At 73.8% G+C, this 11,692-nt stretch carries 11 protein-coding genes; 3 read left to right on the top strand and 8 right to left on the bottom strand.

Annotated features, from left to right (window positions below; genetic code table 11):
• Positions 1-3: 3 nt before the first annotated feature.
• Complete coding sequence (locus tag ACZ6TB_RS31820) at positions 4-1,185, bottom strand: FIST signal transduction protein (protein ID WP_465560446.1); 1,182 nt, start codon at positions 1,183-1,185, stop codon at positions 4-6.
• A 42-nt stretch (positions 1,186-1,227) separates the two neighbouring features.
• A complete protein-coding gene (locus ACZ6TB_RS31815) occupies positions 1,228-2,010 on the bottom strand; it encodes an SDR family NAD(P)-dependent oxidoreductase (protein ID WP_465560443.1) in 783 nt (260 codons plus the stop codon).
• A 381-nt stretch (positions 2,011-2,391) separates the two neighbouring features.
• On the opposite strand from ACZ6TB_RS31815, the gene ACZ6TB_RS31810 reads away from it, so the two are divergent.
• Positions 2,392-2,769: a DUF1304 domain-containing protein gene (locus tag ACZ6TB_RS31810; RefSeq protein ID WP_465560441.1), complete on the top strand. Its 378-nt coding sequence runs from the start codon at positions 2,392-2,394 to the stop codon at positions 2,767-2,769.
• A gap of 18 nt (positions 2,770-2,787) precedes the next feature.
• A complete protein-coding gene (locus ACZ6TB_RS31805; RefSeq protein ID WP_465560438.1) occupies positions 2,788-3,426 on the top strand; it encodes a hypothetical protein in 639 nt (212 codons plus the stop codon).
• Here ACZ6TB_RS31805 and ACZ6TB_RS31800 read toward each other — a convergent pair whose 3' ends face one another.
• From ACZ6TB_RS31800 to ACZ6TB_RS31780, 5 genes are all read right to left on the bottom strand, one after another.
• The gene (locus tag ACZ6TB_RS31800; protein ID WP_465560435.1) at positions 3,427-4,914 is read right to left on the bottom strand and encodes an alkaline phosphatase PhoX; all 1,488 of its coding nucleotides are present in this window, start codon (positions 4,912-4,914) and stop codon (positions 3,427-3,429) included.
• A gap of 104 nt (positions 4,915-5,018) precedes the next feature.
• Complete coding sequence (locus ACZ6TB_RS31795; protein WP_465560433.1) at positions 5,019-5,672, bottom strand: response regulator; 654 nt, start codon at positions 5,670-5,672, stop codon at positions 5,019-5,021.
• A complete protein-coding gene (locus ACZ6TB_RS31790) occupies positions 5,669-6,811 on the bottom strand; it encodes a sensor histidine kinase (protein WP_465560430.1) in 1,143 nt (380 codons plus the stop codon). Before ACZ6TB_RS31790 ends, ACZ6TB_RS31795 begins: the two co-directional genes overlap by 4 nt.
• Positions 6,808-7,632, bottom strand: a complete 825-nt coding sequence (locus tag ACZ6TB_RS31785) for a lysostaphin resistance A-like protein (RefSeq protein WP_465560427.1) — start codon at positions 7,630-7,632, stop codon at positions 6,808-6,810. The genes ACZ6TB_RS31790 and ACZ6TB_RS31785 overlap by 4 nt, the downstream gene beginning before the upstream one ends.
• 122 nt (positions 7,633-7,754) lie before the next feature.
• Positions 7,755-8,522: a hypothetical protein gene (locus ACZ6TB_RS31780; RefSeq protein ID WP_465560424.1), complete on the bottom strand. Its 768-nt coding sequence runs from the start codon at positions 8,520-8,522 to the stop codon at positions 7,755-7,757.
• Between the two features lie 121 nt (positions 8,523-8,643).
• Between ACZ6TB_RS31780 and ACZ6TB_RS31775 the strand changes: the two genes are divergently transcribed.
• The gene (locus ACZ6TB_RS31775) at positions 8,644-9,066 is read left to right on the top strand and encodes a group I truncated hemoglobin (protein ID WP_465560422.1); all 423 of its coding nucleotides are present in this window, start codon (positions 8,644-8,646) and stop codon (positions 9,064-9,066) included.
• On the opposite strand, the gene ACZ6TB_RS31770 is transcribed toward ACZ6TB_RS31775, so the two are convergent.
• Positions 9,020-11,674 carry a helix-turn-helix transcriptional regulator gene (locus ACZ6TB_RS31770; RefSeq protein WP_465560419.1) on the bottom strand — a complete coding sequence of 885 codons (2,655 nt, stop codon included), beginning with the start codon at positions 11,672-11,674 and terminating at the stop codon, positions 9,020-9,022. The genes ACZ6TB_RS31775 and ACZ6TB_RS31770 overlap by 47 nt on opposite strands.
• Positions 11,675-11,692: the final 18 nt, after the last annotated feature.

Here is an 11,692-nt window from a genome sequence, read left to right as displayed (position 1 = left end):
CCCTCAGGCCAGGGCCAGCGTGACCAACGTGAAGTGGTGCATGCCGAGCGCGCCGCGCAGCCGGGCGATCTCGCCGTTGGTGTAGAAGCCGCCGTACGGGACGTCGCCCAGCTCCTTGCTGATGCCGGCGATCTCCTGATCGACGCCGTGGTCGCCGAGCGCCACCCGCCGGGCCGCGCAGTCGAAGGCGAGCACGCCGAGCGGCTTCTTCCCGTCCAGCCCGTCGACCGCCTGCACCGCCGACTCCCGGGCGCCCTCGACCAGCGAGCCGTGGTCGCTCTCCATGAGCCAGGTGAGCGCGCCCTGCGGCACGTCGGCAAGGCAGATCACCGAGCGGTCCGTACGGTCACCGCCGTGCAGCAGCCGCATGTCCTCGCCGCTGCGCCGCGACAGGCCGAGCGGGTGCTCGAAGAGCAGCTCACGGAACGTCTTCTCGTCGTCGAGGACCGACTCGTCGAGGCCCAGCCGGCGCAGGATGACGTCCAGGGCCGGCTCGCCGTCGAGCTCGAAGACCCGCCCGTCGCGGCTGCTGGTCACCACCATCGCGTCCCCGGTCTTGCGCCAGCCGTGCGCGATGCCGACGCTGAGCGGCCGGTCCGAGCCGAGCGCGATGCCGATCGCGGCGTCGGTGAGGATCTCCACGCCGTCCCGGCCGCCGTGGAACTGATAGGTGCGCACGTACGTGAGATGGTCGCCGGCGCAGCCACCGACCAGCGGCGCCGAGGCGCCGACCACCGAGAACGCGCCCCGGATGATCTCGTGCTGGTTGCCGGTCAGCCCGTCGCAGACCATCAGCAGCGCGCGGTGCGGCCGATCCACCTCGTCGAGGCAGGCGCCGATCGCGGCCCCGCCGTCCCGCGGGTGCTCGGTGACGTCGCGCGCCACCCGCGTACGAACCTGGAAACCGGAACCGCCCAGCGCGACCACCGCCACGCCGTCCCCGCTCACCTCGCCGGACGCCATCTGCCCCGACGTGGTCGCCCCGACGATCACCGTGTCGGCGGCGACCCGGGCGCGCACGGCGTCCAGCATCGCCGGCACGTGATAGCCGACCGAGCAGAACACGAACACGACCACCGGCGCCCGCCCGGCGATCGCGGCGTCGGCGGCGGCCGCTCCCGCCGCGGCCGGATCCGGCAGGGTGCTGTGACCGGTGGCGAACCAGCGATCCTCCGCGAGAGTCATACCGGGTGCATCGGCGTTGCCGCGGCCGACTTTCGGATTTGCCTACGGAAGAATGGCGTCCACGTACCCGCCGTCGACCCGCAGCGCCCCGCCGGTGGTGGCCGACGCGAGCGGCGACGCCAGGTAGACCACCATGTTGGCGATCTCCTCGGGCTCGATCAGGCGCTGCAGCAGCGACTGCGGCCGGTGCTTGCGCATGAACTCCCGCTGCGCCGCATCCCAATCAAGGTCAACTCCGACCAGCTGCCGTACGAAGTCCTCGACGCCCCCGGTGTGCGTAGGCCCGGCGATCACGCTGTTGACGGTCACCCCCGACCCCGCGGCCTCCTTGGCGAACCCGCGCGACACCCCCAGCAGCGCCGTCTTCGTCATCCCGTAGTGGATCATCTCGGCCGGCGTGACCACCGCCGAGTCGCTGGCGATGTACTGGATGCGGCCCCACCCCCGGTCGCGCATGCCCGGCAGACAGGCCCGCGTGAGCCGCACCGCCGCCAGCACGTTGACCTCGAAATACCGCCGCCACTCGTCGTCGCTGATCTCCAGCGCCGGCTGCGCCCCGAAGATCCCGAGGTTGTTGACGAGAATGTCGACCGCGGGCAGCCTTTCCAGCGCGGCCGCCGCCCCCGCCTCGGTCGCGACATCGGCCGGCACCGCCACGAAGTCCCCCGGCCCGAGCTCACCGATCGCCCGCTCGACCGACTCGGCCGACCGCCCGTTGACTCCGACCCGGGCCCCGGCCGCGGCGAGCCCGGCCGCGATGGCTTTCCCGATCCCTTGCGTGGACCCGGTGACGAGGGCGGTCTTCCCCGAAAGATCAAGGCGCATGCTCTCGATCCTCCCCCGTCCGGCGTGCGGCCGCCGCGTGCCCGGTCACACCGGCCAGTTCCGCGGCCGGATCGCCGGCCGCCAGCAGGCGCGCGCCGTCGCGCGCCGCCCGCCGCGGCGCTTGAAGACGTCGAGCAGCGTTTCGAACGGGTCGAGCAGATGACGGAGGACGAGGCGCGCGTTCTCCCCCGTCTCCCCGCGACCGAAGATCGCGAACGGCAGGACGGCCGTCGGTCAAAAGACGGCGGCGTCCCTCAAACGGACAAGGCGGGGTGCGGCACACGGTCGGGCCCACGGGTGGTCCGCCGTTCGCCGTGGCGCATGGTTTCCCTGAACCCCGGGGAGTGAAATCTGCGGGCGGCCGGGGCAGAATGCCCGATCATGAACGGTGTCGGGCAGGTCTTCGCGGGGCTGGCGGCCCTCATCCACGTGTACATCTTCGTGCTGGAGAGCTTGCTCTTCTCGCGGCCGGTCGGGCGGCAGGCGTTCGGGGTCAGCGAGAGCGAGCTGCCCGCGGTCCGGCCGTGGGCCTTCAACCAGGGGTTCTACAACCTGTTTCTGGCGATCGTGGCGGCGGTCGGGCTCATCCTGCTGAACGCCGATCAGGAGGCGGCCGGGCGGGCTCTCGTCGCGGCGGCGTGCGGCAGCATGATCGCGGCGGCGCTGGTGTTGCTGGCGACCAACCGGCGCATGTTGCGGGCCGCGGCGGTGCAAGGGGTCGCGCCGCTCGTGGCGATCGTTCTGCTCGTGGTTGCCTGACGGGAGGACGATGGCGGCATGTGGGTGAGCAAGGGACCGGACGACGAGCCGCTCGCGCCCGAGCAGATCGAGGCATGGCGGACGCTCATGCAACCGCCGGAGAACGAGCTTCCGGCGGGGGTCGGGCTGAGCGCGGTGCTCGGCCGGACGGGGGACGCGGCGGTCGGGATCACGCAGGTCGAGGCGTTCAGCAACGGATTCCGCTTCAACCTCGCGGTACGGCTGAGGGAGGCCGTCGACGGGCTGTTCCACATGATCAGCACCCATCCGCACCCGCGCTCGACGGAGTCGCTCGAGCAGCGGCTGCTGCTCGGCATCGAGTACGCCGACGGCCGCCGCGCCTCGACGCTGGATACGCCCGATCCGCGTCGGACCCGGTCGCTCGCGCTCCTGCAGCGGGGCGGCGGGGGCGGCGACACCGGCGTCGATCAGGACTACTGGGTGGCGCCGCTGCCGCCGGACGGGCCGGTGACCTTCGTGCTCGCCTGGCCGCGGTTCGGGATCGCGGAGACGCGGACGGCCGTCGACGGCGCGCTGATCCGCGCCGCCGCCGGCCGCAGCGAGGTGCTCTGGCCCCCGCAGCCGCCCGTCGAGCACCGGGAGCCACCGCTCCCGCCGCGCCCGTCGAGCGGCTGGTTCTCGTACGGGCCGGGATGATCAGCCGAGGTACTTCTCCCACGGGCCGGTGATGGCCAGCGTGATGCCGGGCACCTGGATGTTCACGAACAGGATCTTGCCGTCCGGCGAGAAGGTCGGGCCGGTGAACTCGGAGTACGTCGGCGAGCCGGCCGAGACGCCGTTGCTGAGCATGTTGCGGGCGATCGCGTACGTCGGGCCGCCGGGCACGGCGCTGAGCACGTGCGACGCCTTCACGCCGTCCTCGGCCAGCACCAGCGTGCCCCACGGGGTGACGGTCACGTTGTCGGGGCCGTCGAAGACCAGGTCGGCGTACTTCGGGAACGCGCCCTCGGTCTCCGACTCGGGGTTGTGCGGGAAGTAGGTGACCAGCGTGATCGTCTGGTCGTCGTAGTCGTAGAACCAGACCATGCCGTCGTGCTTGGTGGCGCCGGCCGGCAGGTCGTTCGCGCCGAAGGCGAAGCTGTTGACGATGTAGACGCCCTTGCCGTTGCTCCAGACGCCCTCGAACTTCTTGCCGCGGGTGACCGTGCCGTCGGCGAACTGGGTGCGGGTCGGCGCCGAGACCGCGTCCCGGTCGGCCACCTCGGCCCAGGTCACCTTGAACGGGCGGCCCAGCTGCGCCGAGGTGAGGAACGCGACGTCGGGGAGGATGCTGCCGTCGTCCATCCGGATCTGCATCGCCTCGAGCTTGCCGGCGGTGTCGCCGAGCGTGTTCGCGAGGCCCTTGCCGAGGCGCGCCCCGTGCGGCGCGGTCCACCGGTAGAACAGGCCGTTCGGGCCGCTGGCGTCCTCCGAGAGGTACACGTGCCGGAGATCGGGCTCGACCGCGAGCGCTTCATGCTCGTACCGGCCGAATGCCTTGATGGGCTTGGGAATCTGGTGGCCGGACGGGGCCTCGAAGACCTCGAAGACGTAGCCGTGGTTCTTCTCGTACGCGCCGGTGTGCCCCGCCGCCGACCAGGTGGCGCCCGCGTTGATGAAGGTCTCCTCGCAGGTGAGCCAGGTGCCCCAGGGGGTGACGCCGCCCGCGCAGTTGCGCACGGTGCCGGAGATGCCGACCCACTCGGCGATGGCCTTGCCGTTGCCGTCGGTGGTGATCACGGTGCAGCCGCTGGCGTTGACGGCGCCCGGGTCGTAGACGGTGCCGGCGACGTGCGGGACGCCGAACTCCGACATGTACGGCGTCATCTCGTGGTTCTGGATGATCGTGAGGCGGTTCCGGCCGGCGTCGACCACGCCCGTGCCGTCGTGGTAGGCGGGCGTCTTGCCCTGTCCGGACGCCAGGTCGGTCTGGCCCTCGCGGGTGACGATCCGGTACGAGAAGCCGGGCGGCAGCGCGAGAATGCCGTTCGGGTCGTCCTGAAGCGGCGGGAACGGCCGGCCGGAAGAAGACGTACGCCCGTGGGCGGCGGCGGGCGAGGCGAGGCTCGGCAGCACGCCGGCGACGGACAGGCCGACGCCCGCGGCGGCGCCTCCGGTCAGGATCTGGCGACGAGAAACGGCCATTTGTCCACACTCCTGTGATGGCTCTCTAATCAGCACTGACGTGCGGAGCCTCACGGTCCGAGGTGGACGGCAGGTGAACGGGAGGTGTCCGGCCGGTGATGCTCTCAGGTCACCAACCCGTGCCGGTACGCATAGACGACAGCCTGGACGCGGTCCCGCAGATCGAGCTTGGTCAGGATCCGGGAGACGTACGTCTTGACCGTCTCGTGGCTGATGACCAGCGCCGCCGCGATCTCGCCGTTGGACAGGCCGTCGGCGATCAGGCGCAGCACCTCCCGCTCGCGCGGCGTCAGCGGGAGATCGCCGGGCGAGCCGCCGGCCGGGCGGATGCGGGCCGCGTACCGGCCGACCAGTTGCCGGGTCACCTCGGGGGCGAGCAGCGCGGCGCCGGCCGCCACGGTGCGGATGCCGGTCAGCAGCTGGGCGGGCGGGGCGTCCTTGAGCAGGAAGCCGCTCGCACCGGCGCGAAGGGCCTCGTACACGTACTCGTCGAGGTTGAAGGTCGTCACCACCAGAACCTTGACCGGCTCGGCCACCCCGGAACCGGCGAGCAGGCGGGTGGCCTCGATGCCGTCGAGCACCGGCATCCGGACGTCCATCACCACGACGTCCGGCCGGGTGCGGGCGGCCAGGTCGACCGCCGACCGCCCGTCGCCGCACTCGCCGACCACCTCCATGTCGGGCTGGGCGCCGATGATCGTGGCGAAGCCGGTGCGGATGAGGGCCTGGTCGTCGCAGACGAGGACGCGGATGGTCACGCCGCGCCGCCGGTGGGGATCCGGGCCCGCACGACGAAGCCCGTGCCGTCGTCCCGCCCGGCGCTGAACTCGCCGCCGAGCAGTTCGACGCGCTCCCGGAGCCCGGCGAGTCCCCGTCCGCTGCCGCCGATCCTCGCGTCGATCTCCCCCACCGTCATCACCGAAACCAGCACCTCGCCGTTGCCGTGCCGCACGGAGATCTGCGTCGGGCACCCTTGTGCGTATTTAAGGGCATTTGTCAGCGCCTCCTGCACCACCCGGTAAGCGGCCACTTCGGCACTGCTGCCGCTGCCGGACGCGCCCTCCTCGACGAACTCCACGGGCTGCCCGGCCGTCCGGGCCTGGGACACCAGCGTCTTCAGATCACCGAGCGCGGGCGTACGCGTCCCATGATCGGGGTTGAGCAGGTCGAGGAGGTGCCGCAGGTCGGCGATCGCGTGCCGCCCGGTGTCGGTGACCGCGGTGAGCGTCGCGTCGAGCTTCTCCGGCGCCGCCGTCAGATAGCGCGCCGCCTCGGCCTGCACGACCATCGCGGTCACGTGGTGGGTCACCACGTCGTGCAGCTCGCGGGCGATGCGCGTGCGTTCCGCCGTGCGGGTGGCCTCGGCGACGTGCCGGCGGCGCTCGGCCTCGGCGTTGCGCGAGAGCCGCAGCCACTCCCCCAGGCCCCAGGCGCCGGCCAGCACCAGATAGAACGAGACGAACCCGGCGAACCCCTCGCTCGAACCACGACGATCAAGAGCAACGGCGAGCGGCACGTACGCGACGGAGAACGCGGCCGCCACCAGGAACCGGCCCCGGGTCTGGTGCGCCGCCACGCTCACCAGCGCGATCGGCAGCGCCGTGCCGGCCACCGTGTGGTAGCCGCGGAGCTGGTCGGCCGCGAACCCGGCGTAGACGAGCGCGAGGCAGAGCGCGGGCCACCGGCGGCGCACGGCGAGCGGCAGGCTTTCCAGGGCGATCACCAGGTACGCGAGCGCGTCGAACGGCCGGGCGGGCAGCTCGCCGACCTCGGTGCCGTGGCCGCGCCACGCCGGCACCACCGACGCGACGGCGATCGCCACCGCGAACAGGCCGTCCCGGACCGTGACGGGCAGCGCCCGCCACCGGCCCGGGACTCGCCTCGCCAGCGCGATCATTCGGCGAGCGTAGCGGCCGGGGTGGCACGGCGGCGGCGCGGCACGATGTGGCCCCGGCGGCGGGCCAGCCACATGAACGCGGCGGTCACCAGCAGGCCGGCCAGCACCGAGTAGAGGCTGCCCTCGGGGCCGAACTCGCCGCCGGTCAGCGCCGTCGAGCCGGACAGGGTCCCGTGCAGCAGCCCCTCCGGTGTGTTGCTGCCGGAGACCTCGGTGCCGAAGATCGCGCCCTCGGCCAGGTTCCAGCCGAAGTGCAGGCCGATCGGCAGCCACAGGGTGCGGGTCGCGGCGTAGGCGGCGGCCAGCATGCCGCCGGCCTCGATGGCGATGGCGATCGCGCCCCACAGGCTGGCGTGCGGGTTGACCAGATGGACGAGACCGAACAGCAGGCCGGTCAGGCCGAGGGCGATCCAGGTGCCGGTGCGTTCCTCGACGATCCGGAACAGGACGCCGCGGAAGATCAGCTCCTCGGTGGTGGCGGCCGCGGCCATGAAGCCGATCAGCGCGATCGCCCCCGCTACCGATCCCCATCCGGCCGAGTAGCCGCCGAGCAGCGCGATGGCGGCGATGACGGCGGCGAACAGCCCGATGCCGAGGAGCGTGCCGCGGCCCAGGGCGCTTGCGGCGCCGGGGAGGGCGATCTCGGCGGGTTCCCTGCGCTCGGTGCGGCGGACGATCCAGCCGTACGCGAGAAGCGCCAGCACCGCCGCGGCCAGGCCGAGGATGAGGGTGGCCGCCGGATTCCAGTTCGCCGCGCCGACCGCGAGGCTACCCAGGAACGCGACGACTCCGACCACCACGAGCTGCTTCACCAGTCGCATGACGACTCCTGTTCGAGGTGCCGCGACCCCGTGCCGCGGACACCTCGAACGCTATGGATCAATGCCGATGGAATCGTCACCGCGCGGTGGACACTTGCCGGTAGCTCGCTCGGGGGATGCCCCTAGAAGCCTGGCCACCAGATGCCGGTCACCAAGTGGTACGAGCCACCAGCCGCGGCGGTTGCGCTGATCTTGTAGGAGGCGCCCTTCTGGACGCCGCTCTTGTAACCGCTCCACTGGTAGTACCAGGCGTAGTAGCCGCCCGGGCCGAGCGGGTAGGAGCCGCTGGCCGACCAGCCGTCGTTGCGCCAGCGCTGGTTGTACGCGTAGCTGACGGTCATGGCGGCGGCCGAGTCGTTGCACGCGCCGAACGCGACCGGGGCGGTGGTGTCGAACTGCGAGACGCCGCCCACGTACTGCGTGCCCGGGCCACCGGGATAGACCACGTCGGCGGTGTCGTACCAGTCGCCGGGACCGGTGAAGATCGTGTCCCAGCAGGTCAGCGCCGACAGCGCGAGCGGGCTGCCGGCCGGCGCGGTGCGCACGGCGCTGTCCCGGCCGAGCCGGGCGGCGGCCGCCGGCTGGGCCCGGATCAGCTCGGCCGGCGCGGTGGCGCCCCGCGGCGCCAGGGCGAGGAAGATCTCCAGCGGCGTGAACCGTCGCGCGACCAGCCGGGCGACCGGCGACCCGCTTTTCAGGGAGCCGTGCTCGCGGATCCCGATCTCGGGCTGTCCGTCGGGGCCGGGCTCGGCCAGGAACGTCACCGTGGCGTCCCCGATCGCGACCGTGCCGACCTCGGCCGGCCGCACGACGGGCGCCGCCTCGGCGACCGACGGCGCCATGGTCAGGCCGGCCAGTGTGCCGGCCAGCAGCGTGATCGCCGTACCCAAGCTTGCTCGTGAAGTTGAATTCATGAGTCAAAGAGTCGTTGAATGGGCCCGGCGGGACCTGAGTAACGGCTACTCAACTCCTGCCCTGGCGTCCGGGTGAGTAGCCCGGCGGGGAGATGACATGGGCGCGTTGTTCGAGGACATCGGGGACGCGGCGACGCTCCGGACCGCGGTCAACCTGCTCTACCACCGGGTGCTGGCCGACCCGGAGCTCGCGCCCTGGTTCGCCGGCGTGGACATGTCCCGGCTGCGCGCCCACCAGCTGGCGTTTCTCGCCGGCGCGCTGGGCGGGCCGGACCTGTTCAACGGCCGGGACCTGGCCACCGCCCACGCCGGGCTGACCATCACCGACGAGGCGTTCGACGCGCTGATCGGCCACCTGGCCACCGCCCTGCGCGATCTGGGCAGCGACCCGGCGGCGGTCGACCGGCTGGTCCGGCGGCTGGAGCACTGGCGCGCGGCGGTCGTCACCGCACCGGCCGTCACCGCACCGGCCGTCACCGCACCGCCCCGAGCGCCGAACGCAACTCCGTCCGGGAGCTGACGCCGAGCTTCTGATACCCGTTGCGCAGGTGGTTGTCGACGGTCCGGACCGATAGGACCAGGCGCTCGGCGATGTCCCGGCTCGGCATGCCGGCGGCGGCCATCATCGCGATCTCCCGTTCCCTCCAGGTGAGCGGCTCGACGCCGTCGGCGACGAGCAGGGCCGGCGTGCACGCGCCCTCACAGCGGCGGGCCAGCGCCGTCGCCCGGTTCAGCAGGGCGGCGGCCGGCCGGGGCGAGCCGGCGGCGCGGGCGGCCTGGGCGGCGTTGGCCGCGGCCTCGGCGGCGAACAGCACCGCGCCCATCCGCTCGAAGGAGTCCGCCGCCTCGGCCAGCCCGGTGACGTCCCGCCCGGCGAAGGCGGCGGCGTGCGCGGCCCGTGCCGCCATGAACGGGCTGCGTCCGGCCGCGGCCAGCTCGGCCAGCCGCGGGGCGGCCCGCCCGGCCTGTCCCAGCCGGACCACGTCGTGCCAGAGGGCGGCGGCCACCGCGTACTGGCCGCGCCGCCCCGCGTCGTCGCCACCGGCCTCGAGCAGCTCGATCGCGGCGCCGAGGTCGCCCTCGGCCGCCGACAGCCAGGCCCGCGCGACGATCCGCCAGGCGCCGGCCGGGCCCTCGGCCGGGGGCAGCTCCGCCCACGCGGCCCGGGCGGCGCCCCGATCGCCGAGCCAGGACGCCGCGACGGTCAGGCCACACAGCCCGAGCTGCCACTGACTCTCCAGCCCGTACGAGCGGGCCCCGCTCACCACGTCCCGGTACAGCCGCAGGGCGCTGCGCGGCCGGCCGGTCAGCAGGTAGACGCCCGCCAGCCGGGACGCGGCCGAACAGGCCGAGCGGTCCAGCCCGTGGTCGAGGGTGCAGCCCAGGGCCTGCCGGGCGGCGGTGACCGCTTCGTCGAGGCGACCGTCCTCGGACAGCGCCAGCGCCAGGGCCATCAACGCCTCGCTCGGGTGCCGCACCCCGGCGTGGTCGGTGCCGTGCCACCGGGCGACGGCGTCCGCCGCCACCGCGACCGCCTCGTCGGTGCGCCCGGCCGTCGCCAGCGCCGGGACGACCGCCATCGCCCAGTCGGCGCCGTGCCCGCCGAGCGGCCCTCCGAGCGGCCCTCCGAGCGGCCCGACGCTGTCCAGCTCGGCCAGCGCGGCCGCGGTCTCGTCGGCGTCGCCGAACAGGCCGGCCGCCGCGTACGCCAGCGCCGCGCCCTGGTCCGGCAGGCTCCGCCGGGCCTCCCGCAGCACCGCCAGCGCCTCGTCCGGCTGCCCGCAGTAGTAGCCGAGGATCATGGCCCGGGCCACCGCGAGCCGCGCCATGATCGGCGTGGTCGCGGGCAGCCCGGCCGCCCGGTCGAGCGTCGCCAGCCCGTCGTCCGGCCGCCCCAGCTCGCCCTGGGCCTCGCCGAGGAGCAGCAGCAACTCGGCGGCGGCGCCGCCCGTGGCCCCGGCCAGCCGATGCACGGCCGCTCCGGCCAGCCGTTGCACGGCCGCTCCGGCCAGGCGCTGCACGGCCGCGAAGTCGTGCGCCATCCGGGCCAGCCGCGCCGCCCGCACGAGCAGCCCCGGGTCGGCGGTGCCGGTGGCCTCCAGCCGCCAGGTCGCCACCCGCAGCGCGTCGACGTCGCCGCCCGGCCGCCGGCCGACCAGCTCGGCCTGCTCCACCAGCAGGGCCCGGGCCCGCAGCCGGGACAGCCCGGTCCGTACCACCTGGGCGTACTGCGGATGGGACAGCTCGGCGAACAGCCGGCCGCCGTCCTCGGTCAGGCGCACCAGGCCGATCTCGTCCAGCCGGGCCAGCGCGTGCCGGTCGGTCTCGCCGGGAAACTCGTCCACGGCGAGCGGATGGCACAGGGCCAGCCGCTCCAGCACCGCGCGCTCGGCCGGGTCGGTCACCTCCGCGAGCCGGCCGGCGAGCAGGTCGCGCAGGGCCACCGTGGCGGCCGGCGGCCGGGTCAGCCGCCAGGCGCCGTTCACCGCGACGAGCGAGCCGTCGGCCCGGGCGCCGTGCACCAGCTCGCGCAGGTGAAGGGCGTTTCCCTTGCTCGCCCGGTAGAGCCCGGCCACGCAGCTCGCGCTCACCGTCCCGCCGAGCACGGCCCCCAGCAGCGCATGGCACTCGCCGCGGCGCAGCAGCGGCACGTCGACCCGCACGGCCCGATCCCCGCTCCACAGCCCCGCGAAGGCGTCCGGCACCGCCTCGCCGTCCCGGATCGTCGCCAGCAGCACCACCGCCCCGACCTCGGCCAGTTGCGCCAGCAGCGCGACCGAGAGCGAGTCAAGCGCCGGCAGGTCGTCGACGAACAGCACCAGCCGCCGCCCCCGGCCGAGCCCCGACACCACCCGCCGCGCGTAGGCGAACAGCTTGACGAAGTCGTCGGTGACGCCGGCCGGGTCGCCCGAGGTCAGCAGGGCGACCAGGGCGCCGAGCGGAATCTGGGCCAGCGCCCGGTTCGCGCTGACCCGGGCCACCGGCCGGCCGGCGGCCACGGCCCGGTCGGCGCACTCGTTCCCGAGCCGGGTCTTGCCGACCCCGGACTGGCCGTAGAGCAGCACCGCCGCCGTGTGATCGGCCCCGAGCGCGGCGTCGACGGCGTCCAGGAGGGAGGCGCGCCCCACGAACGGCCACCGGCTGAC

It is taken from the genome of Actinoplanes sp. NPDC051537 (assembly GCF_055586105.1).
The sequence above is the reverse complement of the archived record's forward strand: the minus strand, read 5'-3'. Positions and strand labels throughout refer to the sequence as shown.